General features: G+C 40.9%; 21 protein-coding genes. 14 read left to right on the top strand and 7 right to left on the bottom strand.

The features are described from left to right. Nucleotides 1-13: 13 nt before the first annotated feature. Both trmB and LDB17_RS05265 read left to right on the top strand, forming a co-directional pair. On the top strand, nucleotides 14-775 hold the full coding sequence (trmB, locus tag LDB17_RS05270; RefSeq protein WP_252638352.1) for a tRNA (guanosine(46)-N7)-methyltransferase TrmB: 762 nt from the start codon (nucleotides 14-16) through the stop codon (nucleotides 773-775). Next, complete coding sequence (locus LDB17_RS05265) at nucleotides 768-1,880, top strand: Mrp/NBP35 family ATP-binding protein (protein WP_252638353.1); 1,113 nt, start codon at nucleotides 768-770, stop codon at nucleotides 1,878-1,880. Before trmB ends, LDB17_RS05265 begins: the two co-directional genes overlap by 8 nt. 120 nt (nucleotides 1,881-2,000) lie before the next feature. Here the strand turns inward: LDB17_RS05265 and LDB17_RS05260 are convergent, their stop codons facing one another. Together LDB17_RS05260 and LDB17_RS05255 are read right to left on the bottom strand one after the other, a co-directional pair. Next, nucleotides 2,001-2,390, bottom strand: a complete 390-nt coding sequence (locus LDB17_RS05260; protein ID WP_252638354.1) for a nuclear transport factor 2 family protein — start codon at nucleotides 2,388-2,390, stop codon at nucleotides 2,001-2,003. A 164-nt stretch (nucleotides 2,391-2,554) separates the two neighbouring features. Next, entirely contained in the window at nucleotides 2,555-3,427 is an 873-nt protein-coding gene (locus tag LDB17_RS05255) for a helix-turn-helix domain-containing protein (protein WP_252638355.1), read from the bottom strand. A 170-nt stretch (nucleotides 3,428-3,597) separates the two neighbouring features. On the opposite strand from LDB17_RS05255, the gene LDB17_RS05250 reads away from it, so the two are divergent. Continuing rightward, nucleotides 3,598-4,359, top strand: coding sequence for an amidohydrolase (locus tag LDB17_RS05250; protein WP_252638356.1), 762 nt, complete (start codon nucleotides 3,598-3,600; stop codon nucleotides 4,357-4,359). 425 nt (nucleotides 4,360-4,784) lie between these two features. Continuing rightward, the gene (locus tag LDB17_RS05245; protein ID WP_252638357.1) at nucleotides 4,785-7,208 is read left to right on the top strand and encodes a sodium-translocating pyrophosphatase; all 2,424 of its coding nucleotides are present in this window, start codon (nucleotides 4,785-4,787) and stop codon (nucleotides 7,206-7,208) included. 82 nt (nucleotides 7,209-7,290) lie between these two features. On the opposite strand, the gene LDB17_RS05240 is transcribed toward LDB17_RS05245, so the two are convergent. Beyond that, the gene (locus tag LDB17_RS05240) at nucleotides 7,291-7,734 is read right to left on the bottom strand and encodes a carboxymuconolactone decarboxylase family protein (RefSeq protein WP_252638358.1); all 444 of its coding nucleotides are present in this window, start codon (nucleotides 7,732-7,734) and stop codon (nucleotides 7,291-7,293) included. A 228-nt stretch (nucleotides 7,735-7,962) separates the two neighbouring features. On the opposite strand from LDB17_RS05240, the gene LDB17_RS05235 reads away from it, so the two are divergent. Beyond that, the gene (locus tag LDB17_RS05235; RefSeq protein ID WP_252638359.1) at nucleotides 7,963-9,042 is read left to right on the top strand and encodes a hypothetical protein; all 1,080 of its coding nucleotides are present in this window, start codon (nucleotides 7,963-7,965) and stop codon (nucleotides 9,040-9,042) included. 101 nt (nucleotides 9,043-9,143) lie between these two features. On the opposite strand, the gene LDB17_RS05230 is transcribed toward LDB17_RS05235, so the two are convergent. After that, nucleotides 9,144-10,784 (bottom strand): fumarate hydratase, encoded by a 1,641-nt coding sequence (locus LDB17_RS05230; RefSeq protein WP_252638360.1) that lies wholly within the window; start codon nucleotides 10,782-10,784, stop codon nucleotides 9,144-9,146. Nucleotides 10,785-11,004: 220 nt separating this feature from the next. Between LDB17_RS05230 and LDB17_RS05225 the strand changes: the two genes are divergently transcribed. Continuing rightward, nucleotides 11,005-12,018, top strand: a complete 1,014-nt coding sequence (locus LDB17_RS05225) for a hypothetical protein (RefSeq protein ID WP_252638361.1) — start codon at nucleotides 11,005-11,007, stop codon at nucleotides 12,016-12,018. Here LDB17_RS05225 and purN read toward each other — a convergent pair. Then, on the bottom strand, nucleotides 12,015-12,587 hold the full coding sequence (gene purN, locus LDB17_RS05220) for a phosphoribosylglycinamide formyltransferase (protein WP_252638362.1): 573 nt from the start codon (nucleotides 12,585-12,587) through the stop codon (nucleotides 12,015-12,017). The two genes, LDB17_RS05225 and purN, sit on opposite strands and share 4 nt — an antisense overlap. 154 nt (nucleotides 12,588-12,741) lie before the next feature. Here purN and LDB17_RS05215 point away from each other — a divergent pair, with 154 nt between their 5' ends. From LDB17_RS05215 to LDB17_RS05200, 4 genes are all read left to right on the top strand, one after another. After that, nucleotides 12,742-12,978 carry an acyl carrier protein gene (locus tag LDB17_RS05215; RefSeq protein ID WP_006798850.1) on the top strand — a complete coding sequence of 79 codons (237 nt, stop codon included), beginning with the start codon at nucleotides 12,742-12,744 and terminating at the stop codon, nucleotides 12,976-12,978. Between the two features lie 21 nt (nucleotides 12,979-12,999). Next, on the top strand, nucleotides 13,000-14,262 hold the full coding sequence (gene fabF, locus LDB17_RS05210) for a beta-ketoacyl-ACP synthase II (RefSeq protein ID WP_135104616.1): 1,263 nt from the start codon (nucleotides 13,000-13,002) through the stop codon (nucleotides 14,260-14,262). Nucleotides 14,263-14,267: 5 nt separating this feature from the next. Then, entirely contained in the window at nucleotides 14,268-15,140 is an 873-nt protein-coding gene (gene rnc, locus LDB17_RS05205; RefSeq protein WP_252638363.1) for a ribonuclease III, read from the top strand. 124 nt (nucleotides 15,141-15,264) lie between these two features. Continuing rightward, nucleotides 15,265-17,208: a carbohydrate-binding domain-containing protein gene (locus LDB17_RS05200; protein ID WP_252638364.1), complete on the top strand. Its 1,944-nt coding sequence runs from the start codon at nucleotides 15,265-15,267 to the stop codon at nucleotides 17,206-17,208. Nucleotides 17,209-17,322: 114 nt separating this feature from the next. On the opposite strand, the gene folD is transcribed toward LDB17_RS05200, so the two are convergent. Beyond that, nucleotides 17,323-18,204 (bottom strand): bifunctional methylenetetrahydrofolate dehydrogenase/methenyltetrahydrofolate cyclohydrolase FolD, encoded by an 882-nt coding sequence (gene folD / locus LDB17_RS05195; RefSeq protein WP_252638365.1) that lies wholly within the window; start codon nucleotides 18,202-18,204, stop codon nucleotides 17,323-17,325. A gap of 388 nt (nucleotides 18,205-18,592) precedes the next feature. Between folD and LDB17_RS05190 the strand changes: the two genes are divergently transcribed. From LDB17_RS05190 to LDB17_RS05175, 4 genes are all read left to right on the top strand, one after another. Continuing rightward, entirely contained in the window at nucleotides 18,593-19,321 is a 729-nt protein-coding gene (locus LDB17_RS05190) for an RsiV family protein (protein WP_252638366.1), read from the top strand. After that, the gene (gene rsmG, locus LDB17_RS05185) at nucleotides 19,321-19,941 is read left to right on the top strand and encodes a 16S rRNA (guanine(527)-N(7))-methyltransferase RsmG (RefSeq protein ID WP_252638367.1); all 621 of its coding nucleotides are present in this window, start codon (nucleotides 19,321-19,323) and stop codon (nucleotides 19,939-19,941) included. The genes LDB17_RS05190 and rsmG overlap by 1 nt, the downstream gene beginning before the upstream one ends. 355 nt (nucleotides 19,942-20,296) lie before the next feature. Beyond that, nucleotides 20,297-20,707, top strand: coding sequence for an Rrf2 family transcriptional regulator (locus LDB17_RS05180; protein WP_252638368.1), 411 nt, complete (start codon nucleotides 20,297-20,299; stop codon nucleotides 20,705-20,707). Between the two features lie 74 nt (nucleotides 20,708-20,781). Beyond that, on the top strand, nucleotides 20,782-21,435 hold the full coding sequence (locus LDB17_RS05175) for an NAD(P)-dependent oxidoreductase (protein WP_252638369.1): 654 nt from the start codon (nucleotides 20,782-20,784) through the stop codon (nucleotides 21,433-21,435). Nucleotides 21,436-21,501: 66 nt separating this feature from the next. On the opposite strand, the gene LDB17_RS05170 is transcribed toward LDB17_RS05175, so the two are convergent. Further along, a complete protein-coding gene (locus LDB17_RS05170) occupies nucleotides 21,502-22,551 on the bottom strand; it encodes a bifunctional transcriptional activator/DNA repair enzyme AdaA (RefSeq protein WP_252638370.1) in 1,050 nt (349 codons plus the stop codon). Between the last annotated feature and the right edge of the window lie 74 nt (nucleotides 22,552-22,625).

Genomic DNA, 22,625 nt, shown 5'->3' with positions numbered 1-22,625 from the left:
GGGGCTGACAACAATGGGAAAAAATAAGCTTGCCAAATTTGCCAACATGGAGGAATACCCGCACGTATTCCAATATCCGTTTGCCGTTTTGCAGGAAAAAGGATTTGAGATGAAAGGGAAGTGGAACTCGCTTTTCTTCAAGAACGACAACCCGATAGTCCTCGAACTGGGCTGCGGCAAAGGCGAATACACCGTAGGGCTTGCCAAGCTATATCCGAACAAAAATTTCATAGGAGTAGATATAAAAGGCGCACGCATGTGGACAGGGGCAAAGCAGTCTCTTGAAGCCGGCATGCAAAATGTCGCATTCTTGCGCACGCACATAGAACTGATAACGCACTTCTTTGCAGCGGGCGAAGTGTCTGAAATATGGATCACCTTCCCCGACCCGCAAATGAGCAAGGTAAACAAGCGGATGACCTCTACCCGCTTTATGAAGCTGTACCGTGAGATTTTGTCCGACAAGGGTATTGTACACCTCAAAACAGACAGCAACTTCATGTACACCTACACCAGCGAGATGGTGAAAGCAAACGCTTTGCCTGTACTGTTCGAAACGGACGATCTGTATCACTCTCAGCTTGTGGACGATATACTTAAAATACAAACCTACTATGAACAACAATGGCTGGCAAGGGGTTTAAATATCAAGTATATAAAATTTGAATGTCAACATCGCGACCACTGGATAGAACCCGACATAGAGATCGAAAAAGACGACTATCGCAGCTTTGGGCGAAGTAATATATTAAATCAATCAACTAAAAATGGCTAATATATATCCTAAATTAATTATCGACGCACTGCGCAATGTGCGTTATCCCGGCACAGGGAAGGATATCGTAGAAATGGGATTTGTGTCCGACGATATCCACATCGACGGAATGAAAGTAAGCTTTTCTCTACTTTTCGAAAAAGCGAACGACCCGTTTATCAAATCGATAGTGAAAGCTGCCGAAACAGCTATCCTGACTTACGTTGACCCCAATGTCGACATAAAAGGAAATATTGAAGTAAAAACCCAACAGGTAGAAGCACCCAAACCGGTGAAAGCACTGCCTCAGGTAAAAAATATCATTGCCATATCGTCCGGAAAAGGCGGTGTAGGCAAAAGCACCGTATCGGTAAATCTGGCGGTTGCCCTTGCCAAGAAAGGCTACAAGGTGGGCTTGCTCGATGCCGATATCTTCGGACCTTCGTTACCCAAAATGTTTGACGAAGAAGAAGCTCGCCCGTTTCTTGAACCGATTGACGGAAAAGAATACATCGTTCCGATAGAAAAGTATGGCGTGAAAATGCTTTCGATAGGTTTCTTTGTAAACAGAGACGACGCTGTAGTATGGCGTGGAGCAATGGCAGGCAATGCATTGAAGCAACTGATAAACGACGGTAACTGGGGCGAACTCGATTATTTCCTTATCGACTTTCCACCCGGAACAAGCGACATTCACCTCACACTGGTGCAAACGCTTGCAATAACCGGAGCGGTAGTAGTCAGCACCCCTCAGCAGGTAGCACTTGCCGATGCCCGCAAGGGAATCAATATGTTTACCAACGAAAAGGTAGATGTGCCTATCCTCGGCATGGTAGAGAACATGGCATGGTTTACTCCTGCCGAACTGCCTGAAAACAAGTATTTCATCTTCGGCAAAGAAGGTGCAAAAAATCTGGCAGAAGAAATGAATGTACCATTACTAGGACAAATACCTATTGTACAAAGCATTTGCGAAGGTGGCGACAAGGGTGTGCCTGTAGCATTGAACGAAAACACGATCACGGGAATGGCGTTTGCACATCTTGCCGATAACTTTATCAGTTCGGTAGAAAAACGCAATGCAGAAAAAGCCCCTACTCAAAAAGTAGAGATACATAATAGATAAGGTACAAGCTGAAGATATTTATCAGATCAATGATTAAAAGCATCTCCACTATTTTAGTAGAGATGCTTCGTTTATAATAATAAGGTATAGGAAATACACTGTCAATGACTAGAAGTATTTTTATCCCAACGGTTTTATCAGCGACCAGTGGTTATGGATTATTTTCCACTCAGCCTTGTCGTTCAATTGATACACTTCGGTACAATTCCATCGGTAAAGCTCTTCGCCGGAATAAGAAATCAGATTATATGTCAACACAGCCGTTTGTGGATATACCTGTACCACAGGGTCTATCATTTCGTAACGCTCTACCTGAAAATTATTTCTCATACTCTCATACAACTCTTTTATTCTCTCAAAGCCGTCAAGCCTTTTTTCCTGATACGGATCAAAATAGGTAAAGTCAGGAGAGTAAATAGCCAGATAACCGTCAGGGTTTCCTGTGTTCCAAAGCTCCAAAGCTGCAACTTCCATTTCGATGATCTTTTTCTTGATGATTTCTTTATCCATGTCTTTTGTTATTAGATTATGTATTCTTTATCATTTCACTTCTCTGTCATTCTGAGTGTAAGAAAGACTCCCGACTCATTTTAATAAAATAGATATTTATTAGACAAAAATAGAGATCGTTTGCCTATTTATCAGGATATAAACTACGGAGAAAATAGCACTTTTCAACGTTTTTCACTATTGCGATATTGCAGCGGTGTGGAGTGGGTATATTTTCTAAAAAAGCGAATAAAATAAGAAGAAGTCTCAAAATTAAGATGCTCGGCTATTTCAGATACAGACAAATTGGAATACGCCAGCATCTTTTTTGCTTCCGCAAGTATCTTGTTCTGAATATAGAGCTTTGCATTTACACCCATCGCCTTTTTCACGATGGCGTTCAGATAATTAGGTGTTATACACAGCTTGTCGGCATAATACGCTGTGTCGTGAAACTCCCTGAAGTCTTTATCTACCGCTTCGACAAAAGAATCGACATGTCTGCTCGGCATTACCCGCATTTCGCTTTCACCTTCATTTTGCTTTTTGTATTCACGGTCGAGGAGCATCAGTATTTCATAAAGCAATGCCCTTAATATATGTTTGTCTTTCGACTGATAGTCTTGCATTTCGGCTGTTATATTGCCAACAAGATATACTATCCGTTCCTTTATAGCAGCAATACTTATCTTATGAATCTTTCTTTGTGTTCCGAAATACGAAAGGCTTTGCAGAAAGAGTGGGTCGTTGAAAAAAGAAAGTAGAAATTCACCTTCAAAAATTAGCGCATAGCCATCCGGCGTATTTTCGCTTTTTATCCATGCACGCACATCTCCGGGCTTTGAGAAAACAACATCGCCACTATCCAACGTGTATTTGCTATTGTTGAGACCAAACGCCACATTATCACTCTCTATAAAAGTAATGTCATAATAAGATAATGTGTGTACAGGATCTTTTTGTATATACTTCTGTATATCTGCAAGCCTGACAACATCGATAAGGAGTTCTTCTCCGTATTTTGTTTTATGAAAATTATATACAGGTATTGATTTCATTCCTTTTAACAATATACAAATCTACAAAAAATCGTTACAGATGATACGAAGCGAAAGCAAAATTCATTTCTGCCTGAAATTAAAATAGACTTTTACAAAATGTAACTTTTTTCTTTTATAGAAAATCTTTAACTTCGAAGCTAATATCATCAAATAAATATCTGATATACATGAACATTAAATTGCTGCAAACTGACATCGTATGGCAGAAGCCTGAAGCCAACAGAGATCATGTAGAGAATTTGATAGATTCGTTATCAGATTCTACAGACCTTGTCGTTTTACCCGAAATGTTCACCACCGGTTTTTGCACATCACCCAAAGGTGCAGCCGAAAAAGCTGATACAGATACACTGCTGTGGATGCAATCCATTGCTTTACGCCGCAATATGGCTTTGGCAGGAAGTGTAGCCACCGAAGAGAATGGAAAATACTACAACCGCTTTTATTTCGTCAAACCCGACGGAAGCTATGCGACATATAACAAACGACATCTGTTTACCTTTGCGGGAGAACATAAAGAATACACCGCCGGAGAAGAAAGAGTCGTTGTAGAATACCACGGTTTCCGCATTCTGTTGCAGATATGTTATGATGTACGCTTTCCTGTTTATTCGCGCAACAGGGGTGACTATGACATGATAATATATGTAGCCAACTGGCCTACCGTACGTTTGGATGCATGGAATACCCTAGTGCGGGCTCGTGCCATAGAAAACGTTTGTTATGTAGCAGCCGTAAACCGCACAGGCAGCGACCCTTATGTACAATACAGCGGGGGAACAGCCCTTTACGACTTTATGGGCAAAACCATCGCTGAAGCCGGAACAGAAGAAGATATTGTAAGCGGAACAATCGACATGCAAGATTTAATCAGGTTCAGAAATAAATTTCCGGCACTGCAAGACGCAGATCAATTTAAACTAATATAAGATTTTGTCAAGCGGAGGGGCGAAGCATCTCATCCGTTTATCGCAGGAAATTATTCCTTCTTATAACTGTAATTTGTTAAATCGAAACAATCTCAAGCAACAATAATTTTTGAAGGTATCCACCGCCTCATCAAGGTAATTAGCTTATTACTAAGCAAAACATGTTGTTTAACATATAAAAAACATCATAAAACAAGCACGGAGGTGAGCCAAATGTTAATTTAACTCCTCCATTGTTATTTTTACTTAAAACGTTTTTTTAACGGTAAGAAAATCAATAAAAAATAGATCGAAAAAGGATTAAATTTTGTAAATTCAAAACAATTTTTAGTTCGGAGCGGAAACTGATAAACAAACATATTTTCAGTTGGTATTTTAGGGAGAGAGTATGTTTGTTATTGTCTATCTAAATACAATTTTTTATCATGAAAAAACTAAAAAATGTTGGTCTACTGATTGGTCTGCTTCTTGGTGTTAACCTATCTACGTTTGCAAGCGAAGCCGACCTGGCGATTCCTGATCTCCATGAGGGCACCTTCCACATCTTTGGAACTGCGATTACTTCATGGGATTTTTTATTTTATGGTGCACTGATCATTGCTGGAACATTATGTTTCAGTCTTCTCTTGTTCCGTCAGGTCAAGAGATTACCTGCTCACGACTCTATGCTCAAAGTAGCTGCTACTATTTACGCCACTTGCCGGACATATCTGATCCAGCAAGGTAAATTCCTTCTGATGTTGTTTGCATTGATTGCCCTTGTGCTATGCATCTACTTCTTCGGATTGATCGGGCAGTCTTTCGGGGTTGTTATTCAAGTCTTGTTATTCTCCATTGTAGGTATGGCAGGGTCTTACACTGTGGCTTGGTTTGGTATTCGTGTAAATACCTATGCCAATGCACGCACCGCATTTGCTTCGTTAAAAGGACGTCCGTTGGATGTCGTTAATATACCGTTGAAGGCCGGCATGAGCGTCGGTCTGTTCCTCATCTCTCTCGAGCTGGTACTTATGGTTATTATCCTTCTTTTTGTGCCTCGCGAAATAGTAGGTATCTGCTTCTTGGGATTTGCTATTGGCGAATCGCTTGCAGCAAGTGCCTTGCGTATTGCCGGAGGTATATTTACCAAAATTGCCGACATCGGTTCCGACCTGATGAAGGTTGTTTTCAAGGTAAAAGAAGACGATCCCCGCAATCCGGGTGTGATAGCCGACTGTACAGGCGACAATGCCGGTGACAGTGTAGGCCCTACAGCCGACGGATTTGAAACATACGGTGTAACAGGGGTTGCTCTGATTGCATTTATCACATTAGCCGTAGAAGATCCGCATATTCAGGCTAAACTGATAGTATGGATATTCGGAATGCGTTTCTTGATGGACTTCTTGTCGGGATGTGCATTCTTTATCAATCAGGCTATATCGAAAAGACTATACGGAAATAAAAAAGAATTCGACTTCGAGTCTCCTTTGATGCGCCTCATCATTATCGCCGCTGTTCTTTGTATCTCGGCGAGCTTCTTTATGAGCCACCTATTGCTAGGCGATATGGTAGAAATCACAGGCAACCCGGCAAATGGCAGCCTTTGGTGGAAATTGGCAATTATTATCAGCTGCGGTACACTTGCTGCGGTATTGATTCCTGAGTTTACGAAGTTCTTTACCAGTTCCAAATCGAAACATGTGAAAGAAATCGTCACCGCTTCACGCGAAGGAGGCCCGTCACTGAATATCCTATCGGGTATTGTAGCCGGTTATTTCGGAGCATTCTGGACAGGATTGCTTATCGCAGCGCTGATGACAGGTGCATTTTTTACCGCACAGATGGGATTGGACGCCATATTAGGCCCTCACGCCTCTATCTTTGCATTCGGGTTGGTTGCATTCGGGTTCTTATGTATGGGCCCTGTAACCATTGCCGTAGACAGCTATGGCCCTGTAACAGACAATGCCCAATCGGTATTCGAATTGTCGCAAATAGAAAGCATTCCGAATATATCTGAGGAGATAAAGAATGAATATGGTTTTACACCTAATTTCGAAAACGGAAAACATTTTCTCGAAGCAAATGACTCGGCAGGAAACACCTTCAAGGCTACAGCCAAACCGGTATTGATCGGAACAGCCGTAGTAGGTGCTACAACGATGATATTCTCCATCATCTTGCTGCTCGAAAAAGTAGGGCTGCTGAAACTGTCTCTAACCGATGCGCCGGTACTTCTCGGGCTGATCTGTGGTGGTGCTGTTATCTTCTGGTTTAGTGGTTCTTCTATGCAAGCCGTTACCACAGGAGCTTATCGTGCTGTAGAATTCATCAAACGCACATTCGATATCACCAAAAAAGAAGCAGACATCGAAGATTCTATCGCCGTGGTCAAGATTTGTACCCAATATGCACAAAAAGGGATGTGGAACATATTTATCGCCCTTATTTCGCTCACATTGGCATTTGCATTCCTCGACCCTAACTTCTTTGTGGCTTACCTTGTATCTATCGCTGTATTCGGATTGTTCCAGGCCATCTACATGGCTAATGCGGGAGGTAGCTGGGATAACGCTAAGAAAGTAGTAGAAGTAGACTTGAAAGAAAAGAACACTCCTCTGCACGAAGCGGCAGTAATAGGAGACACTGTGGGCGACCCATTCAAAGATACTTCGTCCGTATCGTTAAACCCTATCATCAAGTTCTCTACCCTATTCGGATTGTTGGCAACAGAAATCTGTATAGAAATGCGCTCCAATCCCGATAGTGATTATTCTATATTTATTGCTATACCATTCTTAATTCTGGGCTTGGTATTTGTTTGGCGTTCATTCTATCGGATGAGAATCCCAATAAAGACTGCATAGCAGCTTGATGTAAAATATTGAAATCTGTATATAATAAATAGGGATAATCTTTAGCGATTATCCCTATTGTTTGTTTAAGCGATTAGTCTATCGGTAATTCTGTGGATATGGCAATCCTGTTCCAGCCATTGATAACCACCGCAGCCATTATTACCTCAGCGAGTTTAGATACTCCCAATATCTTTTCTGCTTGTTGATATGTTTCAGCCGAAACACCTCCTTTGCTGATAAGGGTAACCTCTTCTGTCAGACGAAGTATTGCCTTCTCGCTTTCAGAATATAAGTTGCCTGCTTCATGCCATGCGTTCAACAAATAGATACGTTGTTCAGTTTCCCCGATTTTACGAGCATCACGGGTATGCATGTTCAGGCAAAAGGCACAACCATTGATTTGCGAAGCTCTTATTTTAATCAACTCCTTTTCGATAGGAGTCAGAGATGTTTGTTGTAAAGCATTTTCGAGAGACATCATTGCTTTGTATAGCTCGGGGGCAGCTTTGTACATATTCAGTCTTTTATTTTCCATTTTCAATATCTTTTTTTGAATTAGTAATACAAAATTAGCCATTCCAACAGACTAGAATCTTAAACTGGTTTAAGAAAGAGATCTTTCTCTATCCATCGACAGAAAAAGAGATTAAAAAAACATAATCTTATGAAAAAGAAGCTATTTCAAAGAGGTTCTCAATCGCACAGATTGGAAAAAACGGCTTTTTTTCGTATATTACTAGCGTGATTAAAAAATAAATATATTATGGCATTAAAAGAAAAGATAAAAAAACTGGCAACTGTAACAGCAGGGCCTTGTGTTAGTATCTCTCTTAATACACACAGAACACGCCCTGCCAGCGATAAAGATAAAATATTGTTGAAAAACCTGCTTTCGCAAGCAGAAAAGCAAATAGTTGCCGAATATGGAAAAAGAACAGCAGCTCCCCTTCTAGAGAAGATAGCGACTGTAGAAAATAGAGTGAACGAGAACAACAATCTCGACAGCCTTCATGTATTCTTATCGAACGACATGGAGGAAATCATCAGAACATCGTGGACTGTACCCGAAGATAGGTTAAACATTAGCAGCACATTCAATCTGCGCCCACTGATAAAAGCGTACAACCGCAGCAAAGAATACCTGATACTTGTATTATCGCAAGGAGGGGTACAGCTATATAAAGCATTAGGAGACGGAATTGAAGAAGAGGTAAAGAGCGATGGGTTTCCATTTGAAGGATCGCCGTATTACATACCCAACAGGGCAGAGAGAAGCAATGCTAAGCGTGTAGACGACCTTGTCCGTGAGTTCTTCAATCAGGTTGATAAAGCCGTGGTGAAAGTAAATCAGGAAACCGAGCTGGAGTGTGTCGTTGTTTCTACCGAAGACAATTTCAGTAAACTGATGCAAGTAGCCGATAAGCCCGACATCTATATAGGATACACATCGATAGACTACAACAACTCGAAGCCACACGATGTAGTCAAACCCGGCTGGGAGATAATGAAACAGTATATGCACGAACACAGGTCGGAAGCCATTGTAGAAATGAAAGAAGCAATATCGAAGCATAAAGTTCTTACCGATTTGCAAGAAATCTACCGGGCTGCAATAGATGGAAATGGCGAGATGCTGATCGTATACGACAAGTTTTCGCAACCCGTGAGGATGATAGATGAGCGGAACTTCGAACTGGTAAAAGAGGCGAATCAGCCGGACGTAATCGATGATATTGTGAGCGATATAGCATGGGAAGTGCTATCTAAAGGCGGAAAAGTATTTTTCACCATGCAAGACGAAATAAAGGAATTGGACAAGATAGCCCTTAGAACAAGATATTAAGTTATGTAAAAGTGGCGTCTTCGGTATAAAAAAAATAAGCGGATATCATTCATTTGATATCCGCTTATTCATACACATAGACTGCTTGCTTATAGTATATATTAGCTCATAGAGCAGTTAATCGGTTTCAATTGTTTGAAGAAGTCGTTACCCTTGTCGTCTACCAAGATGAATGCAGGGAAATCTTCTACTTCTATTTTCCATATCGCTTCCATTCCCAATTCAGGATATTCGAGACACTCAAGGCTCTTTATGCTATTCTGAGCAAGTATTGCAGCCGGGCCGCCTATACTTCCCAGATAGAATCCGCCGTGCTTGTGACAAGCGTCTGTTACCTGTTGGCTACGGTTACCTTTAGCAATCATTATCATGCTGCCGCCATTAGCTTGGAATGCGTCTACATACGAGTCCATACGACCTGCTGTAGTAGGTCCCATCGAACCGCTTGCATATCCTTTAGGCGTTTTTGCAGGCCCTGCATAGTAGATCGGATGATCTTTGATGTATTGAGGAAGCCCTTCGCCCTTATCGATACGCTCCTGAAGCTTAGCATGGGCAATATCACGTCCTACGATGATTGTACCGGTGAGTGACAAACGTGTAGAAACAGGATATTTAGACAGCTCTTCAAGTATTTCCTTCATCGGACGGTTGAGGTCTATTTTCACACCTCCTGCTTCGCCGGCATTACGCAATTCTTCTGGAATAAGCCTTGTTGGATTATCTTCCATTTTTTCGAGCCATATACCGTCTTTGTTGATCTTTCCTTTTATATTTCTGTCGGCCGAACAAGAAACACCCATGCCCACAGGGCAAGATGCACCGTGACGAGGCAAACGAACCACACGGATATCGTGAGCAAAGAATTTACCTCCAAATTGCGCTCCAAGCCCTAGCTCCTGAGCAGCCTTCAGTAGTTTGGCTTCCATTTCCAAATCACGGAACGCACGTCCACCTTCGTTACCCGAAGTAGGAAGACCATCATAATATTTAGTAGAAGCCAGCTTAACTGTTTTCAGATTGGTTTCGGCTGATGTACCGCCAATAACAAATGCGATATGGTAAGGAGGACATGCTGCTGTACCCAACGATTTCATTTTTTCGATCAGGAACGGCTCTAGTTTCTCAGGTGTAAGCAATGCTTTTGTTTCCTGATAGAGATATGTTTTGTTTGCAGAACCACCACCCTTAGCTACAAAAAGGAATTTATATTCATTTCCGTTTACGGCATACAGGTCTATTTGCGCAGGCAGGTTGGTTCCTGTATTCACCTCATTGTACATATCCAAAGGCGCATTTTGCGAATAGCGCAGGTTGTCTTCGGTAAATGTATTGTACACACCCTTCGACAAGGCTTCCTCGTCGTTGCCGCCTGTCCACACATTTTGTCCTTTCTTACCCATAATGATGGCTGTTCCTGTATCCTGACAGAAAGGGAGCACCCCTTTTGCCGAAATTTCGGAATTGCGCAAGAATGTAAGCGCCACAAATTTATCATTGTCGCTGGCATCGGGATCAGACAATATCTTTGCCACTTGCTCTTGATGCTCGGGGCGTAATAAGAATTCTACATCGTGAAAAGCATGTTGCGCCAGTAAAGTAAGAGCCTCAGGTTGTACTTTCAGCATCTCTTGTCCTTCAAAATTAGCTGTAGAAACATGATCTTTGGAGAGTAAATAATACTCTGTGGTATCCTTCTCTAATGGAAACGTTTCTTGGTACTTAAATGATGGTGTTGCCATGATTAATATTTTAATAGTTGATTTATTTTACGCAAAAGTACGAAAATAAAGGCAGTGTTTCAAACATAAGAAGTTTATAAAAGATTAAAAAGCCACCTTATTTATACTAAAAAATGTAAGACCCATTATCATTCACGAAAAATCTTGTATATTTGCGCATTATATACTTAAGTAAAAGATTATTGACGTATATATAAATTTCAAAAGCGAACACAAACAAATGAATTTAAGCAAATATATCATACTCGTTTTGATAGCATCACTCCTTCCTTTTTTAGCTTATGCCCAAAAAAAAGGAAACAAATATATAGTGACTACAAAAGACACAACGCTGATCGTTAGCAACAGAGGCGAAAAAGACCCCCAGAACAAATTTTTGTTTAATAAAATGGGAGCGGATGCAGACTCCGTTTCAGCTATCCTAAAGTCAGACTATAACTCGCTGGAAGGTGCACTTATGGATATCGACAGACTGATAGGACAAATAGAAAAAGACCAAATTCTATTGAAAACGGGCAACACAAGCTTAGCTTATCGTCTATCGAAAGCGAATATAGATAGCCGCGACAAAGAAAAGAGAGCACGCATAATAGCGGATAGCATTCAGCAGGAAATGCTGAAAAAATCTGCCGACGAGTTGGCTCAGGAATATGTTAAGTATGGCAACAAACCTTTATACTTTATCAATGGTACAAGGGTACAGTCGGAAGTTGTAGATCGACTATCACCTAACGATGTAGTGAAGCGTGATTTTATAATACAAAATACAGCATCGGGCAATCCGAATGGCGAAGTATGGATTACCGTTACCGAGAGGGCTATCAACAAGCTCAATTTGTGGGCAACCGAAAAGAGCTCCGACAATTACGTGTATCCGTCACCGATAATGCCAACGCCAACAGTGAATACCAAAACAACAGACAGAAAAGAGGAAAAAGCACCTAAACGTTCTGTAAGAAGAATAAAGTCTGACAGGGCAGAGCAATATAACGACAATCGACAGACTGTAACATCGCCTGTATATCAGCCCGAACCGACAACAGCAGAGCAAAAAACGAACAATCCTGCTCAGCAACCGACACAAGGTGCAGCAAATAAGAATATTAAAACAAAAAAAGATAACACCTCAGTACTTAGTGGCGACCGCCGAACTATCGTAAGAGCCAGAACGGTGAACAACGAGGAGGTGAAAGTAAACGAGCCTGAAGGCAATACAGAAAACCAATCGAATTAGAAGGTCTGATCTAAGACACTGGAAATAACAACCGGAAAGTGCGTATACTCAAGTGTATGCACTTTTTTTGCGACATCCTCATAGGTATCGCTTTTCAGCACAGGGCATTTTGCCTGAAAAATAATAGCCCCCTCATCGTAATTCTCATTCACATAATGTATCGTAATGCCCGACTCTGTTTCTCCGGCTTCTACTACAGCCTTATGAACATTGTCGCCATACATCCCTTTACCGCCAAACTTAGGTAAAAGCGCGGGGTGGATATTTACTATCTTACCGGGATATGCTTCTAATATATTGTGGGGAACTTTGAGCAGGAAACCTGCGAGAACAATAAAGTCTATTTTATTCTCTTTCAGGCAGTCGAGCACAGCATCAGATGTTTCGAACTCGTTTTTGGAGAAGGTAACCGATTTTATTCCCAGCTTGTTTGCACGCTCGTGCACATAAGCATCTTTCTTATTTGATATTATAAGCGGAATGGAAACAGTATTACTCTCTGCGAAGTAGTTTGCTATGTTCTCGGCATTAGACCCTGAACCTGAGGCAAAAATAGCGATTTTAATCATGAGTGTTTTTTTGCGATTATGCACACAAGTAAAAAATATGTGCAATTTTAACTATTTTATCCATAAAATATTTGTAACATATAGATAAAAAACTGTTACTTTGCATCGACAAAATTAAAAATAAAAAATTTATTATTAATCAAAACTAAAAATTATGTCAGAAGTAGCATCAAAAGTGAAAGCAATCATTGTTGATAAGTTAGGTGTTGAAGAGTCTGAAGTTACTGATACTGCTAGCTTTACAAATGACTTGGGAGCAGATTCACTTGACACAGTAGAATTAATCATGGAATTTGAAAAAGAATTCGGTATTTCTATTCCAGATGATCAGACTGAAAAAATCGCTACAGTGGGAGATGCTGTCTCTTACATTGAAGCAAATGCAAAATAATCTTTTTTCCAATAGTCATTTATGGAATTTAAAAGAGTAGTAGTAACAGGTCTAGGCTCGGTAACTCCGTTAGGCAACGATGTCCCAACTACTTGGGAGAATGCTTTGAAAGGAATGAGTGGGGCTGGACCTATTACTCATTTTGATGCGTCAAAATTTAAAACACAGTTTGCTTGCGAAGTTAAAGATTTCGATCCGTCAGGATTGATGGATAGAAAAGAAATCCGCAAGTGTGACAGATATACATTATTGGCTATCGGTTCGTCCGAAGAAGCCATAAAAGATTCAAAACTTGATTTTGAAAATGAAAACTGTGACAGAATCGGTGTTATATTTTCGGCAGGTATAGGTGGTATCAAGACTTTTGAAGAAGAAGTTGCATACTACTATACACACGAAGATATGGGACCTAAGTTCAACCCGTTCTTTATCCCTAAGATGATTTCGGATATTGCAGCCGGATTGATTTCGATACGTCACGGTCTTCGTGGACCTAACTTTGGAACTGTTTCTGCCTGTGCTTCATCTACACATAGTTCTATCATCGCATTCGACCAAATCCGTTTGGGCAAGGCAGATGTAATGGTAGTCGGAGGAGCCGAAGCAGCAATCACTCCGGCGGGTGTTGGTGGTTTTAATGCAATGACAGCTTTGTCTACACGTAACGATTCTCCTCAAACAGCATCTCGTCCGTTCAGCAAGAGCCGCGACGGGTTTGTAATAGGAGAAGGTTCGGCATGTCTTATTTTCGAAGAATTGGAGCATGCGCTTGCACGTGGAGCAAAAATATATGCTGAAGTTGTAGGAGGCGGAATGTCTGCCGACGCTTATCACCTCACAGCGTCACATCCCGAAGGGCTGGGAGCGAAACTAGTAATGAAAAATGCGCTTGAAGATGCCCACATGAACCCAAGTGAGCTTGATTACGTAAACGTACATGGAACATCAACTCCGGTTGGCGACCCATCAGAAATCAAAGCAATCAAAGAGGTATTTGGTGAGCATGCTTATAACCTGAATATCAGTTCTACAAAATCCATGACAGGTCACCTTTTAGGTGCTGCGGGAGCATTGGAAGCAATCTTCTGCGTACTGTCGGTACAGAATGATATAATTCCGCCAACAATCAATTTCACCGAAGGAGACGAAGATACTGAAATTGATTATAAGCTGAACCTAACATTTAATAAGGCTGAGAAAAGGACTGTAAACGCAGCACTCTCAAACACATTCGGTTTTGGAGGACATAATGCTTGTATAATAGTAAAGAAGTTCAAGAAATAAGTCGCGTGCTTAGAAAGATATATCGTGGAATAAGGCTTCTTCCTAAAAGAGGGAAGGAGCCTTATGTTTCTTTTTACAAAATATTTGGGTTCTATCCGTACAACATAACGCTCTATGAGCAAGCTCTTTTGCACAAATCTTCTTCTATAAAGTTGAAAGACGGCAAATGGATCAACAACGAGCGGCTCGAGTTTTTGGGCGATGCCATCCTCGATGCTATTGTTGCCGATATTGTATTCAAGGAGTTTGAATATAAGAAGGAGGGATTCCTTACCAATATGCGTTCGAAGATCGTCCAACGTGAAACTTTAAACAAATTAGCACTCGAATTGGGTATCGACAAACTAATAAAAACATCTGCCCGCAATACAACACCCAATACCCACATGTATGGCAACGCACTGGAGGCATTGATAGGTGCTATCTATTTAGATCAGGGATACAGGGTGTCGAAGAAGTTTGTTCTCGAACGCCTCATCAAAGAACACCTGAATATAGACACGGTAGCCGAGCAGGAGGCAAACTACAAGTCGCGACTGATAGAATGGAGCCAAAAGCAAAAAATATCGGTCAGCTTCGATCTCGTCGACAGCTTTGTAGACGAAAACAACACCCCTATTTTCAAAACTGCCGTTGTGATACTCGGCGAGCAAGCCGGACTGGGAACAGGCTACTCGAAGAAAGAATCGCAACAAAAGGCAGCAAAAGAAGCTTTCAACAAGCTTCAACGTGACAACAATTTCCGCAACCACATACTGCAACTGTACGAGAAACAACAGCAATTGCAAAACGAAGTATATGTGAATATGCAAGACAAAGCGGAAACGGATGTGGAGACGGAAGCCAAAACCGAATCCGAAGCGATTTCGGAAAAGTAATCCTACTTTCCATCCTTTATTTTAGCAATATTCATCGAACAAATCGCCCTGTTTGTCGAACTTGCTTGTATTTTCTTCGTAAAGATTATAATATTATTGTCTTAATTCACACAAGACCAATAATATGAATTCTAGAAAAATCTTTATTTTATTTTTTACAGCATGTTGCATGCTTCTAATAGCGTGTAGCAACGACAATGAATCTGTTAATGACGATGATGATGAAATCGTTATTGATGAAGACTTCACTACCAACACAAAGGATACAACCTTTGTGGATGCCGTTACTATTGCCTATACCGATAATATCGTAACGATTACAAACCCTTACGAAAATGAAGGGGTAAGCATAACCCAATCGAACGGAAATGTGGTGGTAACATCTACAAACACAACCACAGAAATCAACTATGTACTTTCGGGAACGATAAAGAGTGGTTCTTTCAAAATTTATAGCGATTACAAGTTCGGGTTGGGACTCAATGGTGTCAGCATAATAAGCACAGACGGCCCTGCACTGAACGTACAATCGGGCAAGAAAGTGACCGTAATGCTAGTGGGAGGAACGTCTAACCGACTGGTAGACAGCAGCACTTACACAGCCTACAACGACGAAGACATGAAAGGGGCTTTCTTCAGCGAGGGACAGCTCAATTTTCAGGGAAATGGAAATCTACTTTTTATAGGACGATACAAGCACGCAATCAGCAGTGACGACTACATCCGTATAAAAGGAGGGAATATCACTATATCGGGTGCAGTAAGTGACGGTATCCATGCAAAAGATTATTTCAGAATGGATGGAGGTACGCTCAACATCAAAGCCTCGAGCGATGGTATAGACTGCGACGAAGGCTACATCAAAATTTATGATGGAAATATCACTATAAAAAGCGAGGACGATGCCATTGTAGCCTCTTACGAAGACACAGATACATCCATAGATTCTTCTATAGCCATCAGTGGAGGCACTATAAATATCACTACCACAGGTCAAAAAGCGGCAGGCATAAAAAGTGACATCGGCTCAATCGGCGTCACAGGTGGTACAATCAACATCAGTACTTCGGGGCTTGCGGCAAAAGCTTTTAATGCCGGAGGCAATATGACCATAGGAGGCGGTGAGCTTACACTGGCAACAACAGGCAGTGCGTATTACGATACCGACGACAAAGACATATCATCTGCGGCGGGCATAAAATGTGATGGCGCCCTCACAATAGATAAAGGTGTAATAAATATAACAGTCTCCGGCGCAGGAGGAAAAGGCATCAGTGTAGATGGAGACCTCATCATCAATGATGGAACTATAAATGTATCTACTACCGGGGATCTATTCAAATACGGCTCAGACGATACGGCAGCCAAAGCCATAAAGAGCGACGGTAATGTTACCGTAAACGGTGGTTCTATAATCATCAAAACAACCAAAGAAGAGGCTGAGGGATTGGAGAGCAAGAAAATACTGACAATCAACAATGGTACAATCGAAATTGAAGCATACGACGATTGTATCAACGCATCCAACCACATCGCCATCAACGGAGGAAACATATACTGCTACAGCACATCAAATGATGGTATAGACTCGAACGGAACAATGACTATAACAGGTGGCACCATCATATCCTCGGGTACAACAGTACCGGAAGAAGGTTTCGACTGCGACAACAATACGTTCAAAATCACAGGAGGTATTCTTGTTGGTACGGGCGGAGCAACCAGTAATCCTACGTCAGGTGTGAGTACTCAGCGATCTGTTATTTACGGAACAACGGGGACTTCGGGCGATCTGATCCATATAGAGGCATCCGATGGTACGGGAATATTAACTTACAAAGTACCTAGAACATACAACCAAATGACATTATTATTCAGCTCTCCTAATATGAAGTCGGATGTAACGTATACGGTTTACAAAGGGGGCAGTGTGTCAGGGGGCAGCAATTTCCACGGACTGTATTCATCGGCAACATATTCAAAAGGAACGACAGCTATAACTTTCACACCAAGTTCGATGGTTACCAGCATCGGAACCTCAACAGGAGGGAACGGAGGTCGTCCGTGATTTTACTATTGGATAAATAATCGTAAAGGCCGCTTTGTGAAAAGCAGCCTTTATTTTTTTTATAAGTGAAACGACATCGTTCTTCTCTATAAGATTCTTTTTCTCAGAAAAATATTACTTGTATATTTCGTTTTTACCTGCCAACAAAGTATTTCTCATCAAGGAAATAATTGTCATAGGCCCTACCCCACCCGGTACAGGTGTGATAAACGATGCTTTGGCGGCTACTTCATCGAAGGCAACATCCCCTTTCAGCTTAAATCCTGATTTAGTCTCAGTAGAAGGCACACGGGTAGTACCCACATCGATCACTACAACGCCATCTTTCACCATGTCTCCTTTCAGAAACTCGGGAACGCCCAATGCAGCAATAATAACATCGGCACTTTGGCAAACTTCTTTTATATTTGGTGTGCGGCTATGGCATACAGTTACTGTGGCATCGCCCGGATAGCCTTTTTGCATCATCAGATTTGCAACCGGCTTTCCTACAATATTGCTTCGACCAAGCACCACGCAGTGTTTGCCCTGAGTAGGAATATCGTATCGTTTCAGCAATTCGAGTATCCCCGCCGGAGTTGCCGACACAAAGCATGGCAAACCGATAGACATACGCCCTACATTGATCGGATGAAATCCGTCTACGTCTTTGCGGTAGTCAATCGCTTCTATTACTTTCTGTTCCGATATATGTTTTGGCAATGGCAATTGAACGATAAACCCGTCAACGTCGGCATCTTTATTCAGCTTATCTACACAAGCCAGAAGTTCTTCTTCGCTTACATTATCCTCGAAACGTATAAGAGACGACTTAAAGCCTACCTCTTCGCATGTACGCACTTTGCTGGCAACATAAGTTTCGCTTCCGCCGTCGTGCCCCACCAATACTGCTGCCAGATGAGGCGTTTTACCTCCTGCGGCTTTTATTTTTGCGACCTCTTCGGCTATTTCTTTTTTCATTTGAGCCGATATGGCTTTACCATCGATTAATTGCATATAAATTGCTTTAGATAAGAATTATTAGATGCCACAAAGATATAAAAATAGGAGCAAATAGCTGTTAATTGACAGAAACTTCATACTACCAAAAAGTTAATATAAATACGCCTTAGAGGCACTCTATTGAAAAATTACTTCATAAAAGATTAACAAAAAAAGGTATCCCTTTTCCTTTTTGTCGTATATTTGCTTCATGAAAAGAAATAAAAAACTATTAGCACAGATTTAACGTTAGTAGTATATACAGCAGTAGAAACTAAATGATGTTCATATGAAATTTACCTCTACACATATCAGTTTATTATTTATATTTTCCATTTTATTTTTTTCATGCGAAAACAAAAAAACGGATACAGTAAACAATATAGTGTACGATTCTATTAGTGTGTCAAAGATTTACCATTTGGATAACGACTCCACTAAGCCTTCGTGTTCTATAAAAATAAATTATATCTTCCCTGCAAAATATGAAGACAGTATTATGCTCGCCAAGATACAAAAAGAGTTTAACTATGCTCTGTTTGAAGATGAGTCTTCGGAATCGCTCTCGCCGGCAAATGCGGTAGACAAATATGTAACCAATTACATTGCAAATTATAAGGAAGCGGCACAAGTGCAGTTCCCCGACTGGGAAAGCTCGGAAGATAGTGAAGATTATTTTTCGTTCTATAAAACGCTAAACTCTCAAGTGATATTCGACAGAGGAGGTATCATATCGTACCAGACATCATCGATGGACTTTAAAGGTGGTGCTAATTCGTCTACATTCTACAAAAATGTGAATATAGACCTGAAGACAGGAAATGTAGTTACAGAGAAAGACATATTTATCCCCGAATATAAAAAGCTGCTCAACACAATGCTTACCGATAAGATTGTGGCACAGAACAATGTAAAAACAGCCGAAGACCTTCTTGAATTCGGATATTGGGGAATAGAAGACATAGCAGCCAACAATAATTTTTCGATCGACGATAAAGGAATAACTTACCTATTCAATCAGGGCGAATACTCAGCACCATCGCTGGGCACGATCAAAGTTCCGTTTACATACAGTGAGTTGTACCCGATATTAAAAGACAATTCTCCAATTTCTAGCTTCTCAGGAAAATAATGGATATAATTCTTAAATACTTCCCTAATATTACAGAAAAGCAAAAACAACAGTTTGCTGCTCTATACGATCTGTATGCGGATTGGAATTCTAAAATAAATGTAATTTCACGCAAAGACATCGAAAATTTGTATACTCACCATGTCCTTCACTCGTTGGGGATAGCCAAACTGATTCAGTTCAAAGACGGCTCTAAGATCATGGATGTAGGTACAGGAGGCGGCTTTCCGGGAGTACCGCTCGCTATATTGTTTCCTAAGTGTAACTTCCTGTTGGTAGACAGTATCGGAAAAAAAATAAGGGTTGCCACAGAGGTTTCGAGCGCCATCGGATTAGAAAATATTCAATTTCGCCATTGTCGCGCCGAAGAGGTAAAAGAACAATTCGACTTTGTGGTAAGCCGTGCAGTAATGCCTCTACCCGATTTGGTGAAAATCATACGAAAAAACGTATCGAAAGAACAGCAAAATGCTCTACCAAACGGACTGATATGTCTCAAAGGGGGAAACTTGGAAGGGGAGCTAAAGCCATTCAAGAAAACTGCCGAAGCGGACGACCTGTCGATGTACTTCGAGGAAGAGTACTTCAAGACAAAGAAGATCGTTTATGTGCTGATCTGAGATACGAAAATATCTCTTACTACTAACCTTAAATTTATCGGTGATGAAAAATCTACTCGTTGTTTTTCTATGCCTCTTTTTTGTCATCCCCCTATACAGTCCGGACAAATTCGCCCACCAAAGATTTTGTAATTACATTCCTCAATGAGAAAATAGTAAAGATGGAATTGCAAGAGACCCGTGCAATTAAAATATTTTAAGCGTTTTGTCCAATATTTACGCGAATGATCGTTGCCTGTCATACAGACAAAGGAAACATCTCTTTCTTATGATAAAAAAGTATATTTTTCTTCACTTTTATATTGTTATGTAAAAATTTTATCTACCTTTGTACTGTAATGAAAATAATTACAGAATGAACGATCGCAGATTTGTCATATCAATGCATATATTAGTATTACTCTCCAAGTTTCCGGACGAGCTGCTCTCTTCCGATTATTTGGCGGGGAGTATGAATATCAATCCTGTATTGGTAAGGAAAGAGCTGTCAAACCTTCGCAAGCATAATATTGTTATAAGTAAGGAGGGTAAAAACGGAGGGTGTATGCTTGCCAAGCCTGCCAACGAAATATTCCTATCGGATGTATATAAGATCGTAAGCACACATTCGATATTGGGCAACGAATTGGCATCGCCAAACCCGAAGTGTCCTGTTGGCAAACAAATAAATGAGCATTTGTACGAATTGAATAAGGAAGCTGAGGATATAATGATAAGCCGATTGGCTAACCAAACATTAGCTGATTTCAGCAATAGATTTGAATAAAAAAATTTAAATAAAACTGTAACTTAAAAACATACAGTATAAAAAATATTAATTAATCAATAAAAAAGAAAGTCATGAAGAAAATAGCATTGATAGGAGCCACAGGCTTTGTAGGCTCACACCTGTTGACAGAGTTAGTAAACAGAGGGTATGAAGTAACAGCATTTGCACGCTCTACAGATAAAATTCCGGTGAAAGACGGTAACCCCAAGACCGTTGCCTTGGATGTTACAAATACGAAAGCATTGGTAGAAGCACTTAAAGGCAACGATCTTGTGCTAAGCGCATTTAATCCCGGATGGACTAACCCGAATATATACGACGATTTCATTAAAGGATCGGAAGCAATACAGAAAGCTGTAAAAGAAGCAGGTGTAAAACGTTATATCGTAATCGGAGGAGCAGGCAGCCTCTATATAGACGGCAAACAACTTGTAGACGGTGAAGGTTTTCCCGAAGAAATAAAACCGGGAGCTACCGCAGCAAGAGACTATCTGGATATCTTGAAAAAAGAAACTGAACTGGATTGGACAATGTTTTCGCCTGCCATCAATATGCACCAAGGTATCAAAACAGGACGGACAGGCAAGTATCGATTGGGTACAGACGAACCGGTGTTCGACAAAGACGGAGAATCTATCCTGTCTGTTGAGGATCTGTCTGTAGCTATTGTTGACGAAATTGAGAAGCATAAATTTTCCCGCCAACGCTTTACTGCAGCATATTAATCCTATAAAATTTCATTATCCTGAGCGTACTGAGGACTCTCTCGCTAAAGAGACATTCCTTTTCGTTCAGGATAATTTTTGTTTATTATCTTTTTCCAGATCGATAAGCTTCCGTTTGCGCCACAATCCTCCTGCATAGCCTGTCAACGACCCGTCGGAACCCACAACCCGATGACAAGGAATGATAATTGCTATTTTATTCATCCCGTTTGCATTAGCCACAGCCCTTACCGACGATGGCTTTCCTAAAACTTCCGCCTGCCTGAGATAAGAAGAAGTAGTGCCATAGGGAATTTCAACGAGTGCTTGCCATACTTGTTTCTGAAAATCTGTGCCGGATATATCCAACGGAACTTTAAACTCCTTCAGTCTTCCTTCAAAGTAGGCGTCCAATTCTTCTCTCAGTTGTTTGAAATATTTATTCTGCCCCTGTACAATATTAGCATTATGATACTTGGCTAATTGCTTCAGCTCGGTTTCCAATCCTTTCCGATCCGAAAACTCGAGTAAACAAACCCCTTTATCCGTAGCACAAGCTACCATTGTTCCCAAATCTGTTTCTATACGAGTGAAGTCTATAACCTGCTTTTCTTTGCTATTTTTGGGAGATACACCAAACACCTTCTTAAACGAATCGTTGAAGCCACTGAGAGACTCATAGCCCGAATCGAAAGCAATATCGGTGACAGATGTGCCGGTCTGCAATTTTTTGAATGCTGTATTTATCCTGTACATACGTTGATAGGCATGAAAAGTGATACCATGATTCTTGAGAAACCAACGGCGGATCTTACTTGGCTCTATATCCAACTTCAACAGATCATAATCTTTGAGCTTCAAAGATGGGTCTTCGTCCAAAAGCCTTAATACACGGTCTACATATTCGGGGGTGCTCCCTACTTTCTCCATCGGATGACAAACCTTACAGGCTCTGTAACCTTTTAGTATGGCATCTTTTGCAGAAGCGAAGAACTCTACATTCTCCCTCTTGGGCTTGCGGGCTGTGCATGTAGGACGGCAAAAGATCCCTGTTGTCTTTATTCCCGCAAAGAATGTTCCTTCGAATGAAGGGTCTTTGGCAACCAATGCCTCATAAAATATATCGTCTTTTTTCATATCCTCTTTTTATAACAAAGCTAATAATAGACCTGCTCACCTACAACCGATAAATTTACATGTATTTTTAATTA

The organism is Dysgonomonas sp. Shenzhen-Wh21, assembly GCF_043392705.1.
Taxonomy (GTDB): domain Bacteria; phylum Bacteroidota; class Bacteroidia; order Bacteroidales; family Dysgonomonadaceae; genus Dysgonomonas.
Note: the sequence above shows the minus strand (reverse complement) of the source record. Positions and strands in the feature narration are given on the sequence as shown.

Coding starts and splice junctions, on each gene's coding strand:
- purN (WP_252638362.1), bottom strand. CDS start 12,587: ATGATTAAAATCGCTATTTTTGCCTCAGGTTCAGGGTCTAATGCCGAG.
- LDB17_RS05250 (WP_252638356.1), top strand. CDS start 3,598: ATGAACATTAAATTGCTGCAAACTGACATCGTATGGCAGAAGCCTGAA.
- LDB17_RS05255 (WP_252638355.1), bottom strand. CDS start 3,427: ATGAAATCAATACCTGTATATAATTTTCATAAAACAAAATACGGAGAA.
- LDB17_RS05260 (WP_252638354.1), bottom strand. CDS start 2,390: ATGGATAAAGAAATCATCAAGAAAAAGATCATCGAAATGGAAGTTGCA.
- LDB17_RS05170 (WP_252638370.1), bottom strand. CDS start 22,551: ATGAAAAAAGACGATATATTTTATGAGGCATTGGTTGCCAAAGACCCT.
- rsmG (WP_252638367.1), top strand. CDS start 19,321: ATGGATATAATTCTTAAATACTTCCCTAATATTACAGAAAAGCAAAAA.
- LDB17_RS05215 (WP_006798850.1), top strand. CDS start 12,742: ATGTCAGAAGTAGCATCAAAAGTGAAAGCAATCATTGTTGATAAGTTA.
- LDB17_RS05245 (WP_252638357.1), top strand. CDS start 4,785: ATGAAAAAACTAAAAAATGTTGGTCTACTGATTGGTCTGCTTCTTGGT.
- fabF (WP_135104616.1), top strand. CDS start 13,000: ATGGAATTTAAAAGAGTAGTAGTAACAGGTCTAGGCTCGGTAACTCCG.
- LDB17_RS05265 (WP_252638353.1), top strand. CDS start 768: ATGGCTAATATATATCCTAAATTAATTATCGACGCACTGCGCAATGTG.
- LDB17_RS05240 (WP_252638358.1), bottom strand. CDS start 7,734: ATGGAAAATAAAAGACTGAATATGTACAAAGCTGCCCCCGAGCTATAC.
- trmB (WP_252638352.1), top strand. CDS start 14: ATGGGAAAAAATAAGCTTGCCAAATTTGCCAACATGGAGGAATACCCG.
- LDB17_RS05200 (WP_252638364.1), top strand. CDS start 15,265: ATGAATTCTAGAAAAATCTTTATTTTATTTTTTACAGCATGTTGCATG.
- LDB17_RS05225 (WP_252638361.1), top strand. CDS start 11,005: ATGAATTTAAGCAAATATATCATACTCGTTTTGATAGCATCACTCCTT.
- LDB17_RS05230 (WP_252638360.1), bottom strand. CDS start 10,784: ATGGCAACACCATCATTTAAGTACCAAGAAACGTTTCCATTAGAGAAG.
- LDB17_RS05180 (WP_252638368.1), top strand. CDS start 20,297: ATGAACGATCGCAGATTTGTCATATCAATGCATATATTAGTATTACTC.
- folD (WP_252638365.1), bottom strand. CDS start 18,204: ATGCAATTAATCGATGGTAAAGCCATATCGGCTCAAATGAAAAAAGAA.
- LDB17_RS05175 (WP_252638369.1), top strand. CDS start 20,782: ATGAAGAAAATAGCATTGATAGGAGCCACAGGCTTTGTAGGCTCACAC.
- LDB17_RS05235 (WP_252638359.1), top strand. CDS start 7,963: ATGGCATTAAAAGAAAAGATAAAAAAACTGGCAACTGTAACAGCAGGG.